The organism is Microbacterium sp. KNMS (genome assembly GCF_053851835.1).
In genome coordinates this window covers 168,291-192,285 of record NZ_JBSQBP010000004.1, presented here as the reverse complement: position 1 = coordinate 192,285, position 23,995 = coordinate 168,291, and the positions used below count along the sequence as shown (strand labels likewise).

Annotated in this window: 20 protein-coding genes and 1 tRNA gene; 18 read left to right on the top strand and 3 right to left on the bottom strand. The window is 72.2% G+C overall.

The annotated features are described in order from the left end of the window. The first annotated feature begins 7 nt into the window (after positions 1-7). The 13 genes from ACWXWW_RS04435 to ACWXWW_RS04375 all read left to right on the top strand — a co-directional run bounded on the left by ACWXWW_RS04435 (position 8) and on the right by ACWXWW_RS04375 (position 14,647). Positions 8-970, top strand: coding sequence for an ABC transporter permease (locus ACWXWW_RS04435; RefSeq protein ID WP_455968972.1), 963 nt, complete (start codon positions 8-10; stop codon positions 968-970). Then, positions 967-1,806, top strand: a complete 840-nt coding sequence (locus ACWXWW_RS04430) for an ABC transporter permease (protein WP_271173141.1) — start codon at positions 967-969, stop codon at positions 1,804-1,806. Before ACWXWW_RS04435 ends, ACWXWW_RS04430 begins: the two co-directional genes overlap by 4 nt. Then, positions 1,803-3,452, top strand: a complete 1,650-nt coding sequence (locus ACWXWW_RS04425) for a dipeptide ABC transporter ATP-binding protein (RefSeq protein ID WP_455968953.1) — start codon at positions 1,803-1,805, stop codon at positions 3,450-3,452. Before ACWXWW_RS04430 ends, ACWXWW_RS04425 begins: the two co-directional genes overlap by 4 nt. Continuing rightward, entirely contained in the window at positions 3,449-4,516 is a 1,068-nt protein-coding gene (locus ACWXWW_RS04420) for a putative FMN-dependent luciferase-like monooxygenase (RefSeq protein WP_455968952.1), read from the top strand. Before ACWXWW_RS04425 ends, ACWXWW_RS04420 begins: the two co-directional genes overlap by 4 nt. Continuing rightward, positions 4,513-5,115, top strand: coding sequence for a CMD domain protein (locus ACWXWW_RS04415; RefSeq protein WP_455968950.1), 603 nt, complete (start codon positions 4,513-4,515; stop codon positions 5,113-5,115). The genes ACWXWW_RS04420 and ACWXWW_RS04415 overlap by 4 nt, the downstream gene beginning before the upstream one ends. Then, positions 5,112-5,735 carry an alkylhydroperoxidase domain protein gene (locus tag ACWXWW_RS04410; RefSeq protein WP_455968949.1) on the top strand — a complete coding sequence of 208 codons (624 nt, stop codon included), beginning with the start codon at positions 5,112-5,114 and terminating at the stop codon, positions 5,733-5,735. The genes ACWXWW_RS04415 and ACWXWW_RS04410 overlap by 4 nt, the downstream gene beginning before the upstream one ends. Then, on the top strand, positions 5,732-6,379 hold the full coding sequence (locus ACWXWW_RS04405; RefSeq protein WP_455968947.1) for a VOC family protein: 648 nt from the start codon (positions 5,732-5,734) through the stop codon (positions 6,377-6,379). Before ACWXWW_RS04410 ends, ACWXWW_RS04405 begins: the two co-directional genes overlap by 4 nt. Positions 6,380-6,485: 106 nt before the next feature. Then, positions 6,486-8,924 (top strand): glycoside hydrolase family 2 protein, encoded by a 2,439-nt coding sequence (locus ACWXWW_RS04400; protein ID WP_455968946.1) that lies wholly within the window; start codon positions 6,486-6,488, stop codon positions 8,922-8,924. Positions 8,925-9,124: 200 nt separating this feature from the next. Further along, positions 9,125-10,828, top strand: a complete 1,704-nt coding sequence (locus ACWXWW_RS04395; protein WP_455968945.1) for an ABC transporter substrate-binding protein — start codon at positions 9,125-9,127, stop codon at positions 10,826-10,828. 40 nt (positions 10,829-10,868) lie between these two features. Next, a complete protein-coding gene (locus tag ACWXWW_RS04390; protein WP_324012499.1) occupies positions 10,869-11,858 on the top strand; it encodes an ABC transporter permease in 990 nt (329 codons plus the stop codon). A 1-nt stretch (position 11,859) separates the two neighbouring features. Then, a complete protein-coding gene (locus ACWXWW_RS04385; protein WP_421074598.1) occupies positions 11,860-12,873 on the top strand; it encodes an ABC transporter permease in 1,014 nt (337 codons plus the stop codon). After that, positions 12,870-13,757, top strand: a complete 888-nt coding sequence (locus ACWXWW_RS04380) for an ABC transporter ATP-binding protein (RefSeq protein WP_271173131.1) — start codon at positions 12,870-12,872, stop codon at positions 13,755-13,757. The genes ACWXWW_RS04385 and ACWXWW_RS04380 overlap by 4 nt, the downstream gene beginning before the upstream one ends. Further along, on the top strand, positions 13,754-14,647 hold the full coding sequence (locus ACWXWW_RS04375) for an ABC transporter ATP-binding protein (protein ID WP_282978989.1): 894 nt from the start codon (positions 13,754-13,756) through the stop codon (positions 14,645-14,647). Before ACWXWW_RS04380 ends, ACWXWW_RS04375 begins: the two co-directional genes overlap by 4 nt. Before the next feature lie 65 nt (positions 14,648-14,712). Here ACWXWW_RS04375 and ACWXWW_RS04370 read toward each other — a convergent pair whose 3' ends face one another. Then, on the bottom strand, positions 14,713-16,824 hold the full coding sequence (locus tag ACWXWW_RS04370) for a glycoside hydrolase family 36 protein (protein ID WP_455968944.1): 2,112 nt from the start codon (positions 16,822-16,824) through the stop codon (positions 14,713-14,715). A gap of 113 nt (positions 16,825-16,937) precedes the next feature. On the opposite strand from ACWXWW_RS04370, the gene ACWXWW_RS04365 reads away from it, so the two are divergent. From ACWXWW_RS04365 to ACWXWW_RS04350, 4 genes are all read left to right on the top strand, one after another. Continuing rightward, positions 16,938-18,089 carry an ROK family transcriptional regulator gene (locus tag ACWXWW_RS04365; RefSeq protein WP_282978987.1) on the top strand — a complete coding sequence of 384 codons (1,152 nt, stop codon included), beginning with the start codon at positions 16,938-16,940 and terminating at the stop codon, positions 18,087-18,089. Between the two features lie 79 nt (positions 18,090-18,168). Then, a complete protein-coding gene (locus ACWXWW_RS04360) occupies positions 18,169-20,319 on the top strand; it encodes an alpha-galactosidase (RefSeq protein WP_455968943.1) in 2,151 nt (716 codons plus the stop codon). A gap of 52 nt (positions 20,320-20,371) precedes the next feature. Continuing rightward, on the top strand, positions 20,372-21,412 hold the full coding sequence (locus tag ACWXWW_RS04355; RefSeq protein ID WP_455968941.1) for an alpha-hydroxy acid oxidase: 1,041 nt from the start codon (positions 20,372-20,374) through the stop codon (positions 21,410-21,412). A 45-nt stretch (positions 21,413-21,457) separates the two neighbouring features. After that, positions 21,458-21,548, top strand: a tRNA-Ser gene (locus tag ACWXWW_RS04350). A 155-nt stretch (positions 21,549-21,703) separates the two neighbouring features. Here the strand turns inward: ACWXWW_RS04350 and ACWXWW_RS04345 are convergent. Next, the gene (locus ACWXWW_RS04345) at positions 21,704-21,910 is read right to left on the bottom strand and encodes a hypothetical protein (RefSeq protein ID WP_455968939.1); all 207 of its coding nucleotides are present in this window, start codon (positions 21,908-21,910) and stop codon (positions 21,704-21,706) included. Further along, positions 21,907-22,974 (bottom strand): LacI family DNA-binding transcriptional regulator, encoded by a 1,068-nt coding sequence (locus tag ACWXWW_RS04340; protein WP_455968938.1) that lies wholly within the window; start codon positions 22,972-22,974, stop codon positions 21,907-21,909. The genes ACWXWW_RS04345 and ACWXWW_RS04340 overlap by 4 nt, the downstream gene beginning before the upstream one ends. A gap of 144 nt (positions 22,975-23,118) precedes the next feature. Between ACWXWW_RS04340 and ACWXWW_RS04335 the strand changes: the two genes are divergently transcribed. Next, positions 23,119-23,979, top strand: coding sequence for an ABC transporter substrate-binding protein (locus ACWXWW_RS04335; protein WP_455968936.1), 861 nt, complete (start codon positions 23,119-23,121; stop codon positions 23,977-23,979). Positions 23,980-23,995 lie beyond the last annotated feature (16 nt).

The following is a 23,995-nucleotide window of genomic DNA, read 5'->3' as shown; positions in this document are numbered from 1 at the left end:
TCCCTTGCTGACCTACGTCCTGCGACGCGCCGGGCAGGCGCTGCTGGTGCTCGTGCTCGCCTACACGGCGGCGTACGTGCTCCTCGCGGCCCTGCCCGGCGACGCCGTGCTCGCCCGGTACGGCAACCCCGACCTCGGCCTCACGCCCGAGCAGCTCGAGCAGATCCGCGCCGCGTACGGCGTGGACCGCCCGCTCGTCGTGCGCTACCTCGAGTCGGCCGCGGGCTTCCTCCGCGGCGACTTCGGCTTCTCGGTGCAGAGCGGCGCCGCCGTGTCCGACCTCATCGCCGTGAACCTGCCCGCGACGCTGACCCTCGCGGTGCTCGGGCTCGGCGCGGCCATCTTCCTCGCCGTCACGATCGCGTTCACGGCGACGTACGGCGGATGGCGGTGGCTGCGTCGCGCGTTCCGCTCGATCCCGCCGTTGTTCGTCTCGCTGCCGGTCTTCTGGGTGGGCATCATCCTCATCCAGATCTTCTCGTTCCAGCTCCGGCTCATCCCCGCGATCGGCGCCGACCCCGTCCAGTCGCTCATCCTGCCTGTCGCGACCCTCGCCATCCCGATCGCCGCGCCCCTCGCGCAGGTGCTCATGCGCAGCATCGACGAGGTGCGCGAGCGCCCGTTCGTGGCGGTGGTCCGCGCACGCGGGGCGAGCACGTCGTGGCTGCTCTGGCGCAACGTCGCCCGCAACGCGCTCCTGCCGACCCTCACGATGGCGGGGCTGCTGTTCGGCGAGCTCGTCGGCGGCGCGGTCGTCACCGAGACCGTGTTCGCCCGCAACGGCATCGGCCAGATCACGGCGCAGGCCGTCGCGAACCGCGACACCCCCGTCCTCCTCGCGGTCGTCGTCATCTCGACGGTCACGTTCGTCGTGATCAACCTCGTCGTCGACCTGCTGTACCCCGTGCTCGATGCGCGGCTGCGCACGCGCGCGTCGGCGCGCCCCGCGCGGAAGGGAGCCGTCCGATGACCGCCATCGCCCCCGGCCGCGCGCGCCGCGGCCTCGGCCGGTCGCTCGCGCGCCCCGGCTTCATCATCCCCGTCGTCGTCCTCGTCGTCGCGCTCGCCTGGGCGATCGCGCCCGGCCTCTTCACGGGCATCAGCCCGACCGACACGGTCGCACCGTCGCTGCAGGCGCCGAGCGCCGCGCACTGGTTCGGCACCGACGCCACGGGGCGGGATGTCTTCGCGCGCGTCGTGCACGGCGCCTCCCAGTCGATCAGCGGCGCGCTCATCGCGGTGCTCGTCGGCCTCGTCGTCGGCACCGCCCTCGGCGTCACCGCCGGCGCGACCGGCGGCGTCGTCGACGAGGTGCTCATGCGCATCGTCGACGTGCTGCTCGCCATCCCCGCGCTCCTGCTCTCGCTGAGCGTCGTCATCCTGCTCGGCTTCGGCACGACGAACGCCGCGATCGCCGTCGGCGTGACCTCGATCGCCGTGTTCGCGCGCCTCGCGCGGTCGGAGGTCGTGAGCGTGCGCGTGAGCGAGTTCGTCGAGGCCGCGTACGGCTCGGGCGGGACCTTCCTCAGCGTGCTGTGGCGGCACATCCTGCCCAACTCGCTCACGCCCGTGATCGCCCTCGCCGCGCTCCAGCTCGGCTCGGCCATCCTGCAGATCTCGACCCTCGGCTTCCTCGGGTACGGCGCCCCGCCGCCCACGCCCGAATGGGGTCTCCTCATCGCAGAGGGCCGCGACTACGTCGCGACCGCGTGGTGGCTGACCGTCCTGCCGGGCGCCGTCGTCGTCGCGGTCGTGCTCGCGACGAACCGGCTGAGCCAGGCCATCCGAGGAGGCGAGCCGGCATGACCGAACCGCTGCTGTCCATCCGCGACCTCGCCGTGCAGTACCGCACGGCGCACGGCCCGGTCGACGCCGTCCGCGGCGTCTCGTTCGACGTCGAGGCCGGCAAGGTCACGGCCCTCGTCGGCGAGTCGGGCTCGGGCAAGACGACCGTCGCCCAGTCGGTGATCGGCCTGCTCGCCTCGAACGGGCACGTCTCGCGCGGGAGCATCCGCCTCGCCGAGCGGTCGGAGGGCCCCACCGAGCTCGTCGGGCTGAGCGAGCGTCGGTGGCGCCATCTCCGCGGCCGCTGCATCGGGCTCATCCCGCAGGACCCGGGCAACTCGCTCAACCCCGTCGCGACGATCGGCGCGAGCGTCGGCGAGGCGCTGCGGATCCACGGCTGGCGCGACCGCCGCAAGATCGAGGCGCGCGTGCTCGACCTGCTCGAGCGCGTCGACATCGACGACCCGGAGACGCGTGCGCGCCAGTACCCGCATGAGCTGTCGGGAGGGATGCGCCAGCGCGTGCTCATCGCCGCCGCGCTCGCGCTCGAGCCCGAGCTCGTGATCGCCGACGAGCCGACGAGCGCGCTCGACGTGACCGTCCAGCGCACCGTCCTCGACCTGCTCGACCGTCTCCGGGAGGAGACGGGAACGGGCATCCTCTTCATCACGCACGACCTCGCCGTCGCGGCCGACCGCTCCGACGACATCGTCGTCATGCGCGGGGGAGAGGTGCAGGAGGAGGGGCCGTCGGCAGCCGTGCTCACGGCGCCGCAGTCGCCGTACACGCGCACGCTGCTCGCCGACGCGCCGTCGCTCGCGCAGGTCGTCGAGCGCACGCCGCCCGCGGTCGACCCCGGAGCGCGTCCGCTCGTCGAGGTGACCGGTCTCCGCCAGGAGTTCGCCCGCGGGGCGGGGCGGGCGCCGCTCGTCGCCGTCGACGACGTGTCGTTCGCGATCCCGAAGGGGACGACGCACGCGCTCGTCGGCGAGTCCGGGTCGGGCAAGACGACCACGGGGCGCAGCATCGCCGGCTTCAACCGCCCGACCGCGGGGACCATCCGCGTGGGCGACGTCGACGTGACCGCACTGCGGTCGGCGCGGGAGTTCCGCCGCACGACCCAGCTCGTCTACCAGAACCCGTACGGCTCGCTCGATCCGCGCCAGACGATCGCGAGCATCCTCGCCGAGCCGCTCGAGAACTTCGGCCTGGGCGACCGGGCGGAGCGCGCGGACCGCGTCGCGCACCACCTCGAGCTCGTCTCGCTCGCGCCGGAGATCGGACGCCGCCGGCCGCGCGAGCTCTCGGGCGGGCAGCGGCAGCGCATCGCGATCGCCAGGGCGCTCATCCTCGAGCCGGAGCTCGTCGTGCTCGACGAGGCCGTCTCAGCGCTCGATGTGACGGTGCAGGCGCAGATCCTGCGCCTGCTCGCGCGCCTGCAGAGCGAGCTCGGGCTCACCTACGTCTTCATCTCGCACGACCTCGCTGTCGTGCGGCAGATCGCCGACACCGTGTCGGTGCTGCAGCGGGGCCGGCAGGTCGAGCACGGCACGGCCCAGCAGGTGTTCGACGACCCGCAGGACCCGTACACACGGCAGCTGCTCGCCGCGATCCCCGGGACGACGTTCCGCGAGGCCGACGGGCACGCGCAGGAGGGAGCACGATGACCGGACCGCGTCTGGGATTCTTCTCGCGCCTTCTCGAGGAGGCGCCGGCGGCGGACCGCTATCGGTTCGCGCTCGAGCAGATCGCGCAGGCCGAGGAGTCCGGCTTCGCGTCGGCGTGGGTCGCGCAGCACCACTTCGGCGAGCACGAGGGCGGGCTCCCATCGCCGTTCGTTCTCCTCGCGGCGGCGGCCGAGCGCACGACGCGCATCGGCCTCGGCACGGCCGTCCTCACCCTGCCGATCGACGACCCGGTGCGCGCCGCCGAGGACGCGGCCGTGCTCGACCGTCTGAGCGACGGGCGCGTGCAGCTCGGCGTCGCCTCGGGCGGCACTCCGTCGTCGTTCGCCGCGTTCGGGCAGAACGCCGCGCGCCGCCGCGAGATCTTCGCGGACCACTTCGCCGTCCTCCTCGATGCGCTCGAGGGGCGCGGCATCCGCGGCACCGCGTCGCGCATGTACCCCGACGGCGGCGATCTCGCACGGCGCCTGTGGCAGGCGACGTTCTCGGTCGACGGAGGGCGCCGTGCCGGCGAGCGCGGCGACGGGCTCATGCTCTCGCGCACGCAGCCGCGCCCCGAGGGAGCGGCCGACGCGCCCCTGCACACGGTGCAGCTGCCGATCATCGAGGCGCACCGAGACGCGCTTCCCGACGGCGCGCCCGCGCGCGTCCTCGCGTCGCGCACGGCGGTCGTCGTCGACCCCGAGAACCGCACGCGCGTGCTCGAGCTCGCGCAGGATGGCCTGCGTCGGCTCGCCGAGACCATGTTCGGCCTCGACGCCGACCGGCTCGGGATCGACGAGCTCGTGCGCATCACCGACACCCACATCGGCACGGTCGACGAGGTCGTCGCGACGCTCGCGGCCGACGCGGCGATCTCCGCCGCGACCGATGTGTCGTTCCAGGTGCACTCGGTCGCGGCGCCCCACGAGCTCACGCTCCGCTCCCTCGAGCTGCTGGCGACCGAGGTCGCCCCGCGGCTCGGGTACGCGACCGGCGCCGACGCGGCGTCGTCGCTGCGCACCGCGCACCATCCGCTCGTCCCCGCAACCGAAGGAGCCTCATGAGCCAGAACGCGGACATCATCGATCTGCTCGCGGGCGTCGCCCCGGGCAGCGCGCTGTCGGCCATCCGAGACCAGCGCCCCCAGGCGCGCGAGAACGCGCAGCGCAGCTTCGAGGCGCTCCTCGAGCCGGCCGACCCCGGCGCGTTCCCGCTCTCAGAGCGCTACGCGGTCGCCGCCTTCGTCGCCCGCCTGCACGGCTTCGACGCCGCGACCGACTTCTACGCCGATGTGCTCGGCGACGAGGCGCCCGAGCTCGTCGCGCCGGTCGACGCGGCCGCCGCGAGCGGTGCGACGACGGGTCCGTACGGGGTCTACCGCGAGCCCGGTCTCGCTGGCGAGAGCCGCGAGGGGCTCGTCTGGACGGCCGACGCCGGAGCACTCGGCGAGCGGCTCGCCGCCGCGCTCACGCACGCGCACCTGCTCGTCTTCCGCCCGCGCGAGGCGCGGCCGGAGGCGCTCCAGGCGCTCGTCGACGCGGGCTGGAGCGCAGACGACATCGTCACGCTCTCGCAGCTCGTCGCCTTCCTGTCCTTCCAGCTCCGCGCGGCCTGGGGCCTGCGCGTCCTGGCCGCCCACCCCGCAGAAGGGAGCGTCGCATGAGCGAGCTCGTCACCGCGTACCCCGACCTCGCCCGCCCCGAGGCGTTCACGCAGCAGGGCCTCGGCTGGGTGCCGTGGCTCCTGCCCGTCGCCGAGGACGAGCTGACCGACGCGCAGCGTGAGGCGCTCATCGAGCCGGCGCGCGCGAAGATGCCCTACTTCCGGCTGCTTGCGCGCGATCCCGAGGCGCTCAGGGCCCGCACGCTGACCGACCTCGACATCTTCTTCAACGTCTCGAGCGGCGTCGGCCGAGCCGAGCGCGAGCTCGCGGCGGCCGCCACGTCGCGGCACAACGGCTGCGTGTTCTGCGCGCACGTGCACGCGGCAGCGGCGACGCGCGAGTCGGGCCGGGAGGACGACGTGCAGCGCCTCCTCGACGAGGGCGTCGGAGCCGATCTCGGCGACGACCCCTGGAACGCGATCGTCGCGTCGTCGGTCGCGCTCGCCGAGACGCCGCTCGCGTTCGACGGCGACGACGTCGCCCGCCTCCGCGAGGCCGGCCTCGACGACGCCGAGATCGTCGACGTGATCAACGGCGCCGCGTTCTTCAACTGGGCGAACCGGCTCATGCTGTCGCTCGGCGAGCCCGAGGTGCCGGCCCGACGTCGCGGCGGCGCATGAGCATCCCGCGGCTCCTCGACCACGTCGTGATCGCAGGACCCGATCTCGACGCGCTCGTGCGGTGGTTCGCGCAGGAGACCGGGGTGAGCGCCGCGCCCGGCGGTGTGCATCCCACGGGCACCGCGAACGCGCTCGTCGCCCTCACGGTCGCCGGAGAGCGCGGCCCGCAGTACATCGAGCTCATCGGCCCCGACCCCGATCGGAAGGACGCGGCGCTCCCGACGAAGTTCGGCATCGCGGGCCTCACCGCGCCGAGCGTGCAGACGTACGCCGTGCACCCCGACGACCTCGACGCGACGGTCGCCGCGGCGCGCGAGCGGGGGTACGACCCGGGCCCGATCGAGCCGCTGTCGCGGCGCACACCCGACGGGGAGCTCCTCGAATGGCGCCTCACGCGCGGCGAGGACGTCCGGCTGGACGTGCCGTTCCTCATCGACTGGGGCGCGACCGCGCAGCCCGGACTGTCGGCCATCCCCGCGATCGAGCTCGTCTCGCTCGTGCGCGTGGAGCCCGACCCCGCGCCCCTGCGCCGTGAGCTCGACGCCCTCGGCCTGGGCGATGGCGTCGCGGAGGTCGAGGAGGGCGCTCCTGCCGGCTATCGCCTCACGCTGCGCCGCGACGACGGGCGCGTGGTCGTTCTGTAGCGGGTGGTCCGCCGGGTTTCCCTCTCGCGCTGTGCGCCATAGTTTGTAAGACTATGGAACTAAGTACAGCGCTCCGCCGAGTGGGCGCCCGAGGCGAAGGAGCCGCATGACCGTCATCCCGCTGTCCGAATCCTGGACCGTGACCGCCCTCTCCGGCCCCGCGCCCGAGGGCGTCGCCGGCCGGGCCATCCCCGCGACCGTTCCGGGGTCGGTGCACCTCGATCTGCTGCGCGCGGGTCTCATCGACGAGCCGTTCGACGGCGACAACGAGACGACGCAGCAGTGGATCGGCGATGTCGACTGGCGCTTCGAGACGACGTTCCGGTGGCATGAGGACGGCTCGGAGCGCCGCGACCTCGTCGCCGAGGGTCTCGACACGCTCGCGACGATCACGCTCAACGGCGTCGAGATCGGCCGCACCGAGAACCAGCACCGCAGCTACCGCTTCGACATCGGCGCCGCGCTCGTCGAGGGCGAGAACGCGCTCCGGATCGACTTCGACGCGCCCGTGCCCGCCGCGCACGAGCGCTCGGAGCGGCACGGGGCACGCCCGCACGTGAACCACCATCCCTACAACGCGCTACGCAAGATGGGCAGCAGCTTCGGGTGGGACTGGGGCATCGACGTCGCGGCGTCCGGCATCTGGAAGCCGATCCGGATCGAGACGTGGGCGACCGCGCGCATCGCGTCCGTGCGCCCGCTCGTCGACGTCGAGGGCACGACCGGCGTGCTCGAGGCCCACGTCGCGATCGAGCGGGCCGACGGTCTCCGCCGTGGCCCGCTGCGGGTCGAGGTCGAGATCGCCGACCGCGTCGAGCAGGTCGAGGTCGCGCCGGGGGAGACCTCCGCACGCGTCCGCGTCGAGGTGCCCGACGCCGACCTGTGGTGGCCCCGCGGCCACGGCGCGCAGCCGCTCTACGACGTCGCCGTGCGCCTCGCGGATGTCGACGCGTGGCAGGGCCGGGTCGGCTTCCGCACCGTGCACGTCGACATCGCTCCCGATGAGGACGGCAGCCCGTTCGCCCTCCACGTGAACGGCCGGCTCATCCACGTGCGCGGCGCGAACTGGATCCCCGATCACGCGTTCCTCACCGAGGTCGACCGGGACCGGTACGCGCGCCGCATCGCCGACGCCACCGAGGCCAACATGAACCTCCTGCGGGTGTGGGGCGGCGGGATCTACGAGTCCGACGACTTCTACGACCTCTGCGACGAGCAGGGCGTGCTCGTCTGGCAGGACTTCCTCCTCGCGTGCGCCGCGTACGCCGAGGAGGAGTGGCTCTCGCGCGAGATCGAGGCAGAGGCGCGCGAGGCCATCACGCGCCTCTCGCCCCATCCGTCGCTCGTCATCTGGAACGGCAACAACGAGAACATCGTCGCCTACGCCGACTGGGGGTGGCGCTCGAAGCTCGGCGGACTCACGTGGGGCGAGGCGTACTACCGCCGGATGTTCCCCGCGCTCCTCGCGGAGCTCGACCCGACGCGCTTCTACTCCGCGGGCAGCCCGTACTCGTTCTCGTCGTACCTCAGCCCGAACCTCGACCAGTACGGCACCGTGCACATCTGGGACGTGTGGAACACCAAGGACTACGCCGCGTACCGCGAGTGGAAGCCGCGCTTCGTCGCCGAGTTCGGGTTCCAGGGTCCGCCCGCGTGGACGACGCTCACGGATGTCGTGCACGACGCGCCGCTCGACCCCCAGGGGGAGCAGATGCTCGTGCACCAGAAGGCGTGGCAGGGCAACATCAACCTCGAGCGCGGGTACGGGCCGCACCTGCCGGCCCCGAAGACGATCGACGACTGGCACTGGGCGACGCAGCTGAACCAGGCGGCCGCGCTGCGGTTCGGCATCTCGTACTTCCGGTCGCTCGCGCCGTACAACACCGGGACGATCGTGTGGCAGCTGAACGACGACTGGCCCGTCATCTCGTGGGCCGCCGTCGACTTCGCCGAGCGGCGCAAGCCGCTCTGGTACGCGCTCAAGGCCGTGTACGCGCCGCGGTTCGCCACGATCCAGCCGGCTGAAGACGGGCTCGCGGCGGTGCTCCTCAACGACGCCGACGAGGCGTGGAGCGGCGACCTCGTCGTGCGCCGGCTCGCGTTCGACGGCACCGTGCGGGCCGAGGCGGTCATCGCCGCCGAGGTCGAGGCGCGCGGTGCCGCCACGGTCGCCCTGCCGGCCGAGGTCGCGGCAGCGGACGACCCGACCGGCGAGGTGCTCGTCGTCGATGCGCCCGGCTTCGGGCGCGCGCTGCACGACTTCGCGGAGGTGGTGGAGCAGTCGCTCGATCGCGCGCCACTCGAGGTGCGCGCCGAGCGGGCGGATGGCGCGGTGCGGGTGCGCGTGACGGCCCGCTCGTACGTGCGCGACGTCTTCCTCCTGGCCGATCGCGGCCACCGCGATGCCGCCGTCGACACGGGGCTCGTGAGCCTGCTCCCCGGCGAGGAGCACGTCTTCACCGTGACCGGAGCGCCCGAGGATGTCGACCCGTCGGCGTTCACCGCTCCGCTCGTCCTCCGGCACGCGGGCGACCTCAGGGTCTGACACCGCGCCATCCCTCGCCCGCCCACGCCGCAGCTCCGCGGCGTGGGCGGGCTCTTTGTTCCATTCGTTACGAAACGCCCTTGACCGAGTTCGTTTCAGTGCGTAACAATGGTCGCAACGGGAGCCCGCCTCCCGGAACCCTGGTCTCCAGGGCTCGTCGACGCCGACGGCCTCCGCCGCGGCGTGAGGAAAGGACAACGATGTTTCTTCGCACAGCACGCGGACGCCGCGCCTCCCTGGCGCTCGCCGCAGGGGCCGCCGCCCTCGGCCTCGCCCTCACCGCCTGCGCGCCCTCGGGCGGCGCCTCGGGCTCCAACGGCGGCTCCGGCTCCGCCGACACCCTCGTCGCCTACACCGGCCAGTCCGGCGACTACCAGATCAACTTCAACCCGTTCTCGCCCTCGAAGATCGGCGGCCTCGGCACGATCTACGAATCCCTGTTCTTCGTCACCAACGCGAACACGAACGACTACGTGCCGCTGCTCGCGACCGAGTACGCCTGGAACGAGGACGGCACGCAGCTCGACATCACCCTCCGCGACGGCGTGACCTGGACCGACGGCGAGGCGTTCGACGCCGACGACGTCGTCTTCACCTTCGAGCTCATCCGCGACAACCCGGCGCTCAACACGGGCGGCTTCAACGGCGAGGTCACCAAGGTCGACACGACGCACGTCTCGATCGCGTTCCCCGAGCCCGCGTTCGTCACCGGCCCGGAGGTGCTCGGCAAGACCTTCATCGTGCCCGAGCACCTGTGGGGCGACGTCGACCCCACGACCGACGTCATGGCCGAGCCGGTCGGCACGGGGCCGTACGTCCTCGGCGAGTTCAAGCCGCAGGCGTTCACGCTCTCGGCCAACGAGGACTACTGGGGCGGCGCTCCCGCCGTGAAGAACGTCCGCTACCTTTCGCTGTCGGGCAACACGGCCGGCGCCGACGCGCTCGCCGCGGGCACGATCGACTGGCAGACGGGCCCCGTGCCCGACATCGAGAACGTGTCGGAGAACTACCCCGGCTACGAGGCGATCACGGTGCCCATGAACCAGATGGCGCTCCTGTCGTGCTCGAACGCCGACCTCGGCTGCGAGGGCCCGCAGACCGATCCGGCCGTCCGTCAGGCCATCTACTACGCCATGGACCGCGACCAGCTCAACGCCCTCGCGTTCCAGGGCACGGCGAGCGAGATGTCGCCGACGTTCGCCCTGCTTCCGGCGCAGGAGCAGTTCATCTCGGGGGAGATCGAGGAGAAGGTCGCGCCCGCGAAGGCCGACCTCGACAAGGTCGACGAGATCCTCACCGGCGCCGGCTACGAGAAGGGCTCGGACGGCATCTACGCGAAGGACGGCGTCAAGCTCGAGCTCACCGTCGAGGTCGTGACGGGCTGGACCGACTACATCACGGCGATCGACACGATGTCGCAGCAGCTGAAGGCGGCCGGCATCGGCCTCTCGGCCTCGCAGTCCTCGTGGAACGAGTGGACCGACAAGAAGAGCAAGGGCACGTACCAGCTCGCGATCGACTCGCTCGGCCAGGGCGCGGTGAGCGACCCGTACTACCTCTACAACAACTTCCTCTCCTCGGCGAACACCGCCGAGGTCGGCCAGGCGGCTCCCGTCAACGTGGCGCGCTTCAGCGACCCGGCCGTCGACGAGGCGCTCGCCGTCCTCAAGCGCACGAACCCGGACGACACCGCGACGCGGCAGGAGCAGTTCGACGTCATCCAGGCGGCGATCGTCGAGGACATGCCCTACATCCCGATCCTGACCGGCGGCACGACGAGCGAGTACAACGTCGAGAAGTTCAGCGGATGGCCGACCGAGGACGACCTGTACGCGTTCCCGGCCGTGTGGGCATCGCCCGACAACGCCGAGGTCTTCAAGGCCCTCGAGCCGACGGGCAAGTGACCGTGGCCGAGGAGGAGTTCGAGACGGGAGGCGCGACCTCATGAGCTATTTCCTGCGCAAGCTGGGCTTCTACCTCGTCGCCCTGTGGGCGGCGCTGACGCTCAACTTCCTCATCCCGAGGCTGCTCCCGGGCAACCCCGTCGACATCCTGCTCGCCAAGCTCCAGCAGCGCGGCGGCACGGTGACGGCGGAGACCCGGGCGGCCTACGAGCTCCTCCTCGGCGGCAACACGTCGGAGCCGCTCATCGTGCAGTACGGGAGCTACCTCGTGAACGTGCTGCGCGGCGACCTCGGCCTGTCGGTGACCTACTTCCCGGCGCCGGTCACGGAGGTCATCGGGCAGTCCCTGCCGTGGACGATCGCCCTCATCGGCATCGCGACGGTGCTCTCGTTCGTCATCGGCGTCGGCCTCGGCGCCCTCGTCGGGTGGAAGCCCGGCACGTGGCTCGACTCCCTCGTGCCGGCGACCACCCTGCTGGCCGCGGTGCCCTACTTCTGGCTCGCGCTCATCCTCGTCTACTTCTTCGCGACCCTGCTCGGGATGTTCCCCTCGCAGGGCGGGTACGACGTGGCGCTCAACCCGGGGTGGAGCGCCGAGTTCATCGGCTCCGCCGTCTACTACGGCTTCCTGCCGGCGCTGACGATCGTCATCGCCTCGCTGGGCGGATGGCTGCTGGGCATGCGCAACATGATGGTCTCGACCCTCTCGGAGGACTACATCCTCACGGCCCACGCGAAGGGCCTGCCGGCGTCGCGCATCCTGCGCAGCTACGCGGCGCGCAACGCCGTGCTGCCGTCGATCGCGGGCTTCGCGATCTCGCTCGGGTTCGTCGTCGGCGGGTCCGTCGTCACCGAGCAGGTGTTCTCGTACCCCGGGATCGGATCGAAGCTCCTGTCGGCGGTCACGAACAACGACTACGCGCTCATGCAGGGGCTGTTCCTCTTCATCACCCTCGCGGTGCTCGGCGCGAACCTCGTCGTGGACCTCTTCTACGGCCTCATCGACCCCCGCACGCGGGCCCGGAGCTGACATGACCAACATCGCCCCCAGGACAGAGCCCTCCGTCGCCGAGGCGACCGAGGCGATCGTCTCGCGCACCGCGCGCGAGCAGCGCGCCGACCGCGTGCGCCGCTCGCGCTCGGCGCTGCGGCAGATGCTCCCCACGATGACGCCCTGGCTCGCGCTCGGGCTCGCGCTCATCGGCGGCATCACCCTGTTCGGCCTCATCGCCCCCTTCTTCGTGGGCGACCCGAGCGCCATCCGCGACATCGGGCTCGCGCCGCCGTCGGCGGAGTTCCTCCTCGGCACGACCCAGACCGGCCAGGACGTCTTCGCCCAGCTCGCGATCGCGACGCGCGGGTCGCTCGAGATCGGCCTCATCGTCGGCGTGCTGGCGACCGTGCTGTCGGCCTTCTTCGGCATCCTCGGCGCGTACATCGGCGGGTTCGCCGACGAGGCCTTCTCGCTCTTCTCGAACGTGTTCCTCGTCATCCCCGGCCTCCCGCTCGTGATCGTCATCTCGGGCTTCGTGCCCGCCGAGGCGCGCGGCCTCTGGACGATCGCGGTCGTCCTCGCCGTGACGAGCTGGGCGGGGTCGGCGCGCGTCCTGCGGGCGCAGACCCTGTCCATCCGCAGTCGCGACTACGTCGCGGCGTCGAAGGTGGCCGGCGAGCGGGCGTGGCGCGTGATCGCGGTCGAGATCCTCCCGAACCTCCTGCCCGTGCTCGCGTCGCAATTCGTCTTCGCCGTCATCGCGGCGATCCTCGGCGAGGCCGGCCTGTCGTTCCTCGGCCTGGGCGCTTCGAACTCGTCGACGCTCGGCACCATGCTCTTCTACGCGCAGAACGGGTTCGCCCTGCCGCTGGGCGCCTGGTGGTGGTTCGTTCCGCCGGGCCTCGTCATCGCGCTGTTCGGGATGGGCCTGTCGCTCGTGAACTTCTCGATCGACGAGATCATCAACCCCAAGCTCAAGAACGTGCGCCTCCACGCGCGTCGCGAGCGTCGCGCGCGCCGTGAGGCCCGCAGGAAGGAGCGTGCGGCATGAGCGCGACGACAGCGCGCCGGCCCGTCCTCACCATCGACGACCTCTCGGTCGTGTACGAGGTGGAGCAGCCCGTGACGGCCGTGAAGGGCGCGTCGTTCGAGCTCGCGGCGGGGGAGATCCTCGGCCTCGCGGGCGAGTCGGGCTGCGGCAAGACGACCCTCGCGTACGCCGTGAACCGGCTGCACAAGCCGCCCGCCCGCATCGCGAGCGGCAGCATCGTCTTCCACGATCGCGAGGGCGGCGACGTCGATCTGCTCGCCCTCGCCGACGAGGAGCTGCGCGCCTTCCGCTGGTCGAAGCTCTCCATGGTGTTCCAGGGCGCGATGAACGCGCTCAACCCGGTCATCAGCATCCGCGCGCAGCTCGAGGACGTGCTCGTCGCGCACCGACCGCGGATGTCGAAGGCCGAGCGGCGCGAGCGCGCGGCGGATGTCCTGCGCCGCGTGGGCGTGGATCCGTCGCGCCTGACGTCGTTCCCGCACGAGCTCTCCGGCGGCATGCGCCAGCGGGTCATGATCGCGATGGCGATGATCCTCGAGCCCCAGGTCATGATCATGGACGAGCCCACGACGGCGCTCGACGTGGTCGTGCAGCGCGACATCCTGCGCGAGATCGTGCGCCTGCGCGACGAGCTGGGCTTCGCGGTGATCTTCATCACGCACGACCTGCCGCTGCTGCTCGAGATCAGCGACCGCATCGCGGTCATGCTGCGCGGGGAGATCGTCGAGCTGCGCGCGGCGGACGACATGTACCGCGATCCTCACCACGAGTACACGAGGAAGCTCCTCGGCTCGTTCCCCAGCCTCAGCGGGTCGCGCGGGGCGTTCATCCGATCCGGCGTCGACGAGTCGCCGGTCGCCGACGGAGCGGAGGCTCGAGCATGACCACGGTGCGCGTCACGGACCTCGTGAAGGAGTTCAGCGTGAGGGAGGGCCTGCGCCGCAGGCGGTTCCGCGCGGTCGACCGGGTCTCGTTCGAGCTCGTGCCCGGACGCACGGTCGCGCTCGTGGGGGAGTCGGGGTCGGGCAAGTCGACGATCGCGCGGATCCTCTCGAAGCTCGAGCACCCGACGTCGGGCGAGATCGACGTGCGGCAGGCGGATGGCCGACCGGTCGCCCCGGCCGAGTACCGGCGCCACGTGCAGATGGTCTTCCAGGATCCGTTCGCGTCGCTCAACCCGTTCCACTCGATCGAGCACCACATCGCGCGGCCGCTGCGGATCCACCGGCGCACGCGCGGCGCCGACGAGACGCACGAGCGCGTGATCGAGATGCTCGAGCGCGTGAACCTCGATGCGTCGTTCGCATCGCGTCGCCCGCACGAGCTCTCGGGCGGACAGCGGCAGCGCGTGGCGATCGCGCGGGCGCTGGCGCCCGGGGCGCAGGTCGTGCTCGCCGACGAGCCGGTGTCGATGCTCGACGTGTCGATCCGGCTCGGGGTGCTGAACCTCCTCGGCCGGCTGCAGCGCGAGGACGACCTCGCGGTGCTCTACATCACGCATGACCTCGCGACCGCACGGCACTTCTCCGACGAGATCCTCGTGCTGTACAAGGGGCGCGTCGTGGAGCGCGGCCCGGCCGACGCGGTCATCCTCGACCCGCAGCACGACTACACGCGCCTGCTCGCGATGGCCGCGCCCGACCCCGAGCGGGTGGGCAAGGTCGTGAGCGGCGAGGCGGCGCCCGACCGGGCGAAGCTCGACAACTCCGTGTGCTTCAACCACTTCACGGGCGAGTGGGAGGGCGCGCGCACCGCTCCCGCTAACGCGGCCTGATCCCGCCAGCATGTCTCGCTTTCCCTGGCTTTCCCGACCGGATGGCCGCGGCAAGCAGGCGGGGGCTAGGCGATCCAGACCTCGAGGACGCGCGCGGAGGGCTCGGACGTCGGGGCCGTCATCTCGAGGACGCCGGTCTCGGCATCCCAGGTCCACGACCATCCGCCCTCGCCCGACGGGAAGAACGGCGCGACCTCGAGGGCGCGTCCGCGCGCCCAGGGCAGCGACAGCCCTGCCGACGCGTCGCCGCGCCGCCGCCACACCGAGACGTAGGCGTGGCCGTCGAGCGCGAGGCCGAGGGAGACCCAGTCATCCTCCCACGCCGGGAGGCCGAGCGGCCAGATCGGCCGCCGCGACCGGATGTCGCCGAGCACGGCCTTGTGCGCCGCGACCGCATCGCGGACCGCCGCGCGCTCGTGCGGGGCCATCCGGTTGAGGTAGCCCGACAGGTACATGCGGCCGAGCACTCCGTTCACCAGCGCGAACGTGCGCTCCTCATCGGTCATCCCGGCCTGCGGGTAGGCCCAGTTGCCGGCCTGCTCGGGGAGGATGGATGCGGGCGCCGCCGCGGCGATCGACGCGTACGCCACGGGGTCCTGCTGGTCGGAGGTCGACTGCAGGTGCAGGCGCGAGAGCATCGCGTAGTCCATCCGCATGGCGCCCGACGCGCAGTTCTCGATGAGGAGATCCGGATGGCGCGCCTGCACGCCGTCGATCCAGTCGAGAACGGCGCGCGCGTGCTCGAGCAGTCCGTGCCCGGGCGCGAGGCCGTCGCGGTCGGTGCCGGGGCCCGTCATCGTGTTCTCGTCCATCTTGATGAACGCGACGCCGTACTCCCCGACGAGGCGGTCGACGACCGCGTCGAGGTGCGCGCGGGCGGCGGGGTGTCGCAGATCGAGCAGGTGCCGCCCGTGCTCGGCGATGCGCACGCCGCCGCGCGAGAAGAACGCGGCGTCGGGCAGCGTCTGCGCGAGCGGCGACCGCACGCCGATCACCTCGGGCTCGAGCCACAGGCCGGGGGTCATCCCGCGCGAGCGGATGTACGCGGTCGCCTCGCCGATGCCGCCCGGGAAGCGCGCGGTCGACGGCTCCCACGCGCCGACGCCGTCCCACCAGTGCCCGTCGGCGTACCAGCCGGCGTCGATGCAGAACGTGTCGGCTCCGGCCTCGGCCGCGGCGTCGATGAGCGGCAGGAGCTTCTCGGTCGTCGGGTCGCCCATGAGCGTGTTCATGTAGTCGTTGAAGACGAGGGGCAGCGCATCGTCGGCGTCGCGCGGGCGGCGGATGGCGCGGCGCTGGTCGGTGAGCGCCCGCAGCGCCGCCTCCACGCCGCCCTCGGCGACCGCGATCGACACCGGCGCGGAGGTGAACGTCTCCCCGTCGCGCAGCCGCACGGACCACTGGTGCTCCTGGTCCGTCGGGCCGGACAGCAGCAGGTAGGCGCCGTGCCCGTTCTCGCCGAGCTCGGCGACCCACGGTCCGTTGTGCTCGATCTGCCACGCGAGCGCGTAGTCATCGCGCGCGGACGCGATGACCCCCGTGGGCGCCTTCTCGCCGCTCGACCACGACCCGCGGTTGCCGAGCGCGAGGCGCGTGCGGGGCGGCTGGTGGTTGTGCGCGGCGCGGCCCACGTCGACGAGGCCCGCCTCGCGCAGCGGCTGCACGCGCCACCTGCTCTCGGCGATCCAGTCGCTGTCGGCGTGCGCGACGACGATGTCGTCGACGGATGCCGTGCGCGCGTCGGCGAGGAACGAGCCCGTCGCGAAGCTCGACACGAAGTCGACGACGAGGTCGCCGTCGACCGCGACCTCGGTCCACGCGCGCAGCGCCGGTGCGGACGCATGCGCCGCGAGCACGCTCGTGACGCGGAGCCCCCGCGACGCGTCCTCCTGTCGCACGCGCAGCTCGCGCCATCCGTCCTGCTCCGACTCCTCGTGGCCGACGTAGCGCAGCGCGCGCCCGATCACGGTGTCGACGTGACGGAAGCTGCCGGGGAACCGGCCGTGGCCGAACGCCGACAGCTCGACGAGAGGCTGCTCGCCGTGCCCCTCGGGCAGCACGGGAGCGGGCGCCGGAGACCCGGATGGCCGGATCGCGAGCACCGAGACGGGCCCGTCCTCGGGCAGGGCGAGGGCGACCTGGACGCGCTCGGCGCGCCAGTGCAGGGTCTCGGGCACGACGGATCCTCCGTGATCTCGGGTGTCGCGGCGGGGCGCTGCCGCGTGTGTACTGTGATCTTTCCAGCGCGGGTGGCCGAGCACAAGCGAGTATGTTCAGAAGGGTGACAAACATGGACGTCGAGGACACGGCGCTCGCGGGCGGCGAGATCGGCGAGATGTCGCCGGCGATGCGGGCGGCGCTTCTCGAGGTGCTCATCCACGGCGAGCTCCCGCGTGCCGAGATCGCGCGCCGCCTCCACCTCTCCCGCGCGAGTCTCACCCGTATCACGCGCTCCCTCGTCGACGCCGGGCTGCTCACGGAGGGCGGCACGCGCCTCATGGCGCAGACGGGGCGCCCGTCCGAGATGCTGCATCTGCGCGCGTCGGCTCGCCACTTCCTCGGGATCAAGCTCACCGGCGACACGCTCTACGCGGTCGTCACCGACCTCTCGGCGTCCGCCGTCGAGAGCACCGAGCGTCCGCTCGCATCGCGCGAGCCCGCGGATGTCGTCGCCGAGATCGCTGACGTGGCGCGCGGATACGCCGCGGACTACCCGACGCTGACGTCGGTGGGGATCGCGATCGCGGGCCGCGTGAGCCAGGCCGCGGACGGAGCGCTCGTCGAGCGGTCGTTCTTCCTCGACTGGACCGACGTGCCGCTCGGGGCGCTCGTGCGCGACGCGACCGGGCTTCCGTGCGCCGTGGAGAACGACGTGCAGGCGCTCACGGCGACCGAGCACTGGTTCGGGGCGGGCGCGGGCATCGACGACATGGTGCTCATCACGGTCGGCGCGGGGATCGGCTGCGGGCTGGTCGTGAACGGCCGGCCGGTCGACGGCGCGCACAATCGCGCGGGCCAGATCAGCCACCTCATCGTCGACGAGGCCGGGCCGCGGTGCGGCCTCGGCCACCGCGGCTGCGCGTCGAGCCTGCTCGTGAACAGCGCGATCGTGAACGCCTACCGACGCCCGGGTGTCGAGTACGAGGGTGTGGTCGAGGCCGCGCGCGCGGGCGACGAGCTCGCGCTCGCGGCGTTCGCCGACGCGGGTCGCGCGCTCGGCGTCATGATCGCGACGGTGGCGAGCCTCGTCGACCCCCAGAAGGTCGTCGTCACAGGAGACGGCATCGCCGTGGTCGAGCTCGCGGGCGACGCCCTGCGCGCCGCGCTTGACGAGAGGCTCGACAAGGACGCCGCTCCGGTCGATCTCGACGTGCGGACGTGGGACTTCTCGGAGTGGGCGCGCGCGGGGGCCGGGCTGGCCATCCGCGCACTTCTCGCGTGAGTGTTTGTTTCAGCATTTGACAAAGTGATCCCCACGCGGGAACCTGGTCTCTGACGATGCCGTCGAGACGGAGGCCCGCATGACCATCACCTCAGCTCCCGTGAGCGCACCCCCGCGCACGACCACGCTGTTCCGCGCCGCGGGCGCGGCGCTCATCGTGGCGTTCCGCGGCGAGGATCTTCCCGAGGTCCTCCACTGGGGCGCGGATCCGGGAGCGGTGGACGGGGCCGCGCTCGCCGCGCTGGACGCGGCGTCCGCACGTCAGATCACGGCGAGCGCACTCGACGAGGCGTGGCCGCTCACGGTGCTCCCGACCGAGCGCGACGGATGGCAGGGGCGCCCGGGCATCGCGGGCACGGTCGACGGCGCGCCGCTCCTGCCCGGGTGGCGCGTCGAGTCGGTCGAGAGCGATGACCGCGGCTTCGCGCTGCGCGCGCACGCCGACGGCCTCGTGCTCGAGAGCTCCCTGCGGTTCGACGCCGCGGGCATCCTGCGCGTCGACCACCGCGTCGAGAACGCGGGCGACGCCGTCGTCCAGCTGTCGGCCCTCGACGCGACGCTGCCGGTTCCCGCGCGAGCGAGCGAGCTGCTCGACCTCGCCGGCCGCTGGACGCGCGAGCGCTCGCCGCAGCGCCGCCCGGTCGCCATGGGCTCGCACGCCCGCGACTCGCGCCGCGGGCGGACCGGGCATGACGCCCCGACGCTGACCGTCGTGGGGACGCCCAGCTTCGACGACCGCACGGGCGAGGCGTGGGCCGTGCACCTGGCCTGGAGCGGCGACGCGGTGTACCGCACAGACCGCCTCGCCGAGGGGCGGAACGTGCTCGGAGCGGGCGAGCTGCTCCGCACGGGCGAGATCGTGCTCTCGGCGGGCGAGGCGTTCGCCGCGCCGACGGCCTGGTTCGCGTGGAGCGACCGCGGGCTCGACGGGATCTCCTCGCGCTTCCACCGCTCGCTGCGCGCGCGCCCCGGCCATCCGCGCGCGCCGCGACCGGTCGTGCTCAACACGTGGGAGGCGGTCTACTTCGACCACGAGCTCGAGCCGCTCATCGCGCTCGCGGATGCCGCTGCCGAGGTCGGCGTCGAGCGGTTCGTCCTCGACGACGGCTGGTTCCTGGCTCGGCGCAGCGACGGTGCGGGGCTCGGCGACTGGGCGGTCGATCCGGCCGTCTGGCCCGAGGGCCTGCACGCGCTCGTCGACCACGTGCGCGCTCGCGGCATGGGCTTCGGGCTGTGGGTCGAGCCCGAGATGGTCAACCCCGACTCCGATCTCGCCCGCGCGCACCCCGAGTGGGTGCTCGCGCCATCCGATCGCGCGACGCGCACCTGGCGTCACCAGCACGTGCTCGACGTCGCGCGCCCCGAGGTGGCCGAGTGGCTGCTCGCGACCCTCGGGGCCCTCCTCGACGAGTACCCGATCGAGTACCTCAAGTGGGATCACAACCGCGACCTGCTCGAGGCCGTGCACGCGGGGCGCGCGGGCGTCGACGCGCAGACGCGCGCCGTCTACGCGCTCCTCGACGAGCTGCGACGCCGCCATCCGCACGTCGAGATCGAGTCGTGCTCGTCGGGCGGCGCGCGCGTCGACCTCGGCATCATCGAGCGGACCGATCGCGTGTGGGCGTCGGACACGAACGACCCGCTCGAGCGCACGCGCATCCAGCGCTGGACCGAGCTGCTCTTGCCGCCCGAGCTCATCGGCAGCCACGTCGGCCCGACGCAGGCGCACACGACCGACCGCGTCACCGACCTGCGGTTCCGGATCGCGACGACGCTCTTCGCCTCGGCGGGCATCGAGGCCGACATCACGCGATTCACGGTCGACGAGCGCGCGCAGCTCGCCGAGTGGATCGCGGAGTACAAGCGCCTCCGCTCCCTCATGCACACGGGCGAGCTGCTGCACGACGCCGTCGCCGATGAGGGGGCCGCGCTCACGGGGGTCGTGTCGGAGGACCGCGCGCACGCGCTCTACCGCCTCACCCGCGAGGCGACGGGGGAGTGGGCCGTGCCGCCCGCACTGCGCCTCCCGGGTCTCGACCCGTCGCGGACCTATCGCGTCGAGGTCGTCCGCGCGCTCACGACGGGCCACCTGCTCGACATGCGGCCCGTGCCGTGGATCGCGGAGGGCTCGGTGACGCTGCCGGGCTCGCTGCTGTCGACGGTCGGCGTGCGCACGCCGCTGCTCGCCCCCGCGTCGGCGCTCGTGCTCGAGGCGACCGCGGTCGCGTGAGGCGCGCGGGAGGGGGAGCGGGTGGAGCGCGCGTCGCGGGTACGGTGAGCGGATGACCCGTGCGGAGATCGAGCGGCTGCGCGAGCGTGCGCGGGCGCTGCTTCCCGCGCACGTGCTCGACTACGTCGCGGCGACGGCGGATGGCTCGAGCGAGGCCGAGGCGGATCGCTGGGATGCCGTGCGGTTTCGTCCGACCGCACTGCGCGGCGAGCTGGATGCGCGGGTCGCGACGACCGTTCTCGGAACGCCTCTCGACCATCCGATCCTCGTCGCGCCGATGGCGCAGCAGGTCGCGGCGCATCCCGACGGCGAGATCGAGATGGCGCGCGCGGCCGCGGCGTCGGGCACCCTGATCGGCGTCTCGACGAACACGGCGATCCCGTTCGCGCGCATCGCCGCGCAGGGGGCGCCGTGGTGGTTCCAGACGTACCTGCTCGCCGAGCCCGCTCTGACCTGGGCGCTCGCCGAGCGCGCGGCGGAGGCCGGGGCCGCGGCGATCCTGCTCACCGTCGAGCTCACGGCGCTGCGCGTCGAGCCGCACGTCGAGCCGGCGAACTGGCCGGAGGGGCCGGCCCGCGCGCGGCTCGCGAACCTCACGGCTGACGAGCGTGCCCTGCTCGGCGACCGCCCAGCGCGCATTCCGGGCCTCGATGACATCGCTCGACTGCGCGACGTGACCGGCCTGCCCGTCGTCGTGAAGGGCGTGCTGCGCGGCGACGACGCGCGTCGTGCGGTCGACGCGGGCGCGGCGGGCGTCGTCGTCTCGACCCACGGGCACCGGCGACTCGCCGGCTCGATCTCGGCGGTCGACGCGCTCGGCGAGGTGGTCGAAGCGGTCGGCGCGGACGCCGAGGTGTCCGTCGACAGCGGCATCCGCGATGGGCGTCACGTGCTGGCGGCCCTGGCTCTCGGTGCGCGGGCCGTCTTCATCGGGCGCCCGGCCTGGTGGGCACTCGCGGCGGACGGGGCGGATGGCGTCGCGCGGCTGCTCGACGGGATGGCCGACGAGCTGCGGCTCGCGCTGCTCCAGGCCGGGGTTGCGACGGGTGCCGAGGCGAACGCCGCGCGACTCGCCCGGGTGACGGGATGGTGAACGCTCGATTCGCGTCTGGGGCGCAGTTGTCCTAAGCTTGTCCGCGGTGACGTGTCCGAGCGGCCGAAGGTGCAACTCTCGAAAAGTTGTGTAGGGTAACCCCCTACCGTGGGTTCAAATCCCACCGTCACCGCCATGCACAAGGCCCCGACTCCCCTGGAAGACACTAGGGGGTCGGGGCCTTTCGCTTGCCTGGGGCTCAAATGCGGGGGCTATCGGCCAAAAAGAGTGGATGGGTCGGGTGTGTCATCCGCGTCCTGCCCAGCCGGAGCGTCGCAGCGCTCGGCCGGGTCAGGCCTGCTGCAGTGCCGCGGGGACTCCGGAGCCGCCGTCGGAGGCGAGGGCCCCCGGGGCGGGGACCCGGGCGAGCCCCAGGTCGGTGACCTCGACCGTGCTGTGCTGGCTCTTCAAGGCGCACTGCAGAGCGGTGTCGAACTCGTCTTGGTCGCGAGAGGCGCAGTGCGCCATGTTGAAGCCGAGGTTCTCCCATGCCGTCACGGAGCGACCGGCACGGGCCCGTGGGACTCCCGGAGTGTCAGCACCGCGTCGAACTCCTGAGACGACACCGACATGCCGTCGATGAGCCTCAGCGCGGCCTTCGCGGCGGTGACACCGACGTCGTAGATCGGGTGGGTGATGCCGGTGAGCGGGGGATCGCTGATCCTCGCCCAAGGGGAATCGTCGAAGGCGATGACCGACAGATCGTGGGGCACGCGCAGTCCGCGCGCGCGCAGCGCGATCAGCACGTTGAGGGCGACGGTCGCGTCCGAGGCCAGCAGAGCCGTGGGCGGGTCGGCGAGGCCCAGGAGTTCGCCGACGATCGCGTCGGTGTCGGCCTCGCTGACCGCGTGGTAGCGGATCAGGTCGGGGTCGACAGGGATGCCGTTGGCCTGCAACGCGCCGACGAGGCCCGAGAGGCGGTCCGAGACCGACGAGACTGCAGTGTCGAGTCCGTTGAAGCGGTCGCCGTCGGTGGTCAGGGCCGAGATGAATGCGATGCGGCGGTGCCCGTGACCGATCAGCAGCTCGGCGGCCTGAGCCGCAGCCGGCGCGATGCGCACACGCACGCCGACCGACTCCAGGTCGTCGGCCCGGCGGTCGAGGAGCACCAGCGGTCGTGCGGCGTCGAGAACCGCGCGAAGGTGCTCGGTGTCGTACCCGGACGCGGGAGACACGATCATCGCATCGACGCGCTTGTCGAGGAAGAATCGCACGGCGTCGCGCTCGTCGTCCAACCGCTCGGAGGTGTTCGCCAGAACCACGTCGTAGCCAGCGGCCCTGGCCGTGTCGGAGATCCCGCGCAGCGCCACGCTGAAGTACGGGTTCTCGACATCGCCGACGACGACGCCGATCGTGCGCGACCGCCCCGTGTTCATGCTTCGGGCCAGTTCGTTCGGGCGGTAGCCGAGTTCCTCGGCTGCCGAGAGTACGCGATCCCGCACCTCGTCGCTCACGGCGCCGTACCCGCCGAGGGCGCGGGATGCCGTCGATTTGCCGACTCCTGCGCGGCGCGCCACGTCGGCGACCGTGGCCTGTCGGCGAAGCGGGATCGGTGTGGTCATGTGCCTTCCTCCGAAGCGCGATTGACAAGAAGTCAACCATACGATTACGGTCGTTGGGTCCGGTCCCAACGTAGCAGGTGGGTCCGGACCCAACGCCTCGATCGTGACCCGTGCGGTCAGGGGATCAGTTCAGAGAGGAACTTCATGAGCGCTTTCGGAATCCGGCGCGGCGCCCTCGCCGCAGCTGCCTTCATCATCGCCGTCGTCCTGACCGCGTGCTCTCCGAGCGCCGGCCCCGAAGGCGCATCGACCAAGGGGGGTGACGACAACCCGTACGGTCTGATCACTCCGGGACAGATCCGCGTCGCCAGCGTCGGCGACCTCAAGCCGTACGCCTTCACCGACGCGAACGGCGAGTTCACCGGCTTCGACGTCGAGCTCTTCACTGACGTCGCCGAGCGCATCGGATACGACGACGTCGTGTTCACCGGACAAGACTTCGCGGCGATCCTCCCGGCTGTCGCGAACGGCCAGTTCGACGTCGGCGTCGCGGCGATCGGCATCACCGACGAGCGCAAGGACACCGTCGACTTCTCCGACGGCTATCTCGCCGGGTTCCTCACAGTGCTCACCAAGCCCGACTCGGGGATCAAGGATGAGGGTGATCTCGCGGGCAGGCGCCTCGGCGTCGTGCAGGGCACGCTGCAGGAGGCATACGCCGTGAAGAACTTCCCCGACACCGAGCTCGTGCGCTTCCCCGACAACAACGCCGGTGTCTCCGGAGTTAACACAGGCAGCGTCGACGCGCACTTCCTCGACTACGAGTCGGCGAAGTCCTACGCCGAGCAGTACGGCCTCGAGGGTGTGATCGACATCCCGTCGTTCGATGCGCCGGCCGGCTTCGCCATCGCGCCGGGCAACGATGAGCTCCGTGAGGCGCTGAACGAGGCGCTGCGTGCGGCGATGGAGGACGGCACATGGAAGGAACTGCACGAGAAGTGGTTCCCGGGCTCGCCGATGCCCGAGCAGTACCTGCCCAGCGACGAGCAGGGCGAGGGCGAGTAAGCGCCCGACCCGGGTG

Excerpts from the sequence above, each read along its gene's own strand:
- ACWXWW_RS04395 (WP_455968945.1), top strand. The coding sequence starts at position 9,125 with ATGTTTCTTCGCACAGCACGCGGACGCCGCGCCTCCCTGGCGCTCGCC.
- ACWXWW_RS04400 (WP_455968946.1), top strand. The coding sequence starts at position 6,486 with ATGACCGTCATCCCGCTGTCCGAATCCTGGACCGTGACCGCCCTCTCC.
- ACWXWW_RS04340 (WP_455968938.1), bottom strand. The coding sequence starts at position 22,974 with ATGACCACACCGATCCCGCTTCGCCGACAGGCCACGGTCGCCGACGTG.
- ACWXWW_RS04385 (WP_421074598.1), top strand. The coding sequence starts at position 11,860 with ATGACCAACATCGCCCCCAGGACAGAGCCCTCCGTCGCCGAGGCGACC.
- ACWXWW_RS04425 (WP_455968953.1), top strand. The coding sequence starts at position 1,803 with ATGACCGAACCGCTGCTGTCCATCCGCGACCTCGCCGTGCAGTACCGC.
- ACWXWW_RS04380 (WP_271173131.1), top strand. The coding sequence starts at position 12,870 with ATGAGCGCGACGACAGCGCGCCGGCCCGTCCTCACCATCGACGACCTC.
- ACWXWW_RS04405 (WP_455968947.1), top strand. The coding sequence starts at position 5,732 with ATGAGCATCCCGCGGCTCCTCGACCACGTCGTGATCGCAGGACCCGAT.
- ACWXWW_RS04410 (WP_455968949.1), top strand. The coding sequence starts at position 5,112 with ATGAGCGAGCTCGTCACCGCGTACCCCGACCTCGCCCGCCCCGAGGCG.
- ACWXWW_RS04360 (WP_455968943.1), top strand. The coding sequence starts at position 18,169 with ATGACCATCACCTCAGCTCCCGTGAGCGCACCCCCGCGCACGACCACG.
- ACWXWW_RS04390 (WP_324012499.1), top strand. The coding sequence starts at position 10,869 with ATGAGCTATTTCCTGCGCAAGCTGGGCTTCTACCTCGTCGCCCTGTGG.
- ACWXWW_RS04355 (WP_455968941.1), top strand. The coding sequence starts at position 20,372 with ATGACCCGTGCGGAGATCGAGCGGCTGCGCGAGCGTGCGCGGGCGCTG.
- ACWXWW_RS04430 (WP_271173141.1), top strand. The coding sequence starts at position 967 with ATGACCGCCATCGCCCCCGGCCGCGCGCGCCGCGGCCTCGGCCGGTCG.
- ACWXWW_RS04415 (WP_455968950.1), top strand. The coding sequence starts at position 4,513 with ATGAGCCAGAACGCGGACATCATCGATCTGCTCGCGGGCGTCGCCCCG.
- ACWXWW_RS04420 (WP_455968952.1), top strand. The coding sequence starts at position 3,449 with ATGACCGGACCGCGTCTGGGATTCTTCTCGCGCCTTCTCGAGGAGGCG.
- ACWXWW_RS04335 (WP_455968936.1), top strand. The coding sequence starts at position 23,119 with ATGAGCGCTTTCGGAATCCGGCGCGGCGCCCTCGCCGCAGCTGCCTTC.
- ACWXWW_RS04365 (WP_282978987.1), top strand. The coding sequence starts at position 16,938 with ATGGACGTCGAGGACACGGCGCTCGCGGGCGGCGAGATCGGCGAGATG.
- ACWXWW_RS04375 (WP_282978989.1), top strand. The coding sequence starts at position 13,754 with ATGACCACGGTGCGCGTCACGGACCTCGTGAAGGAGTTCAGCGTGAGG.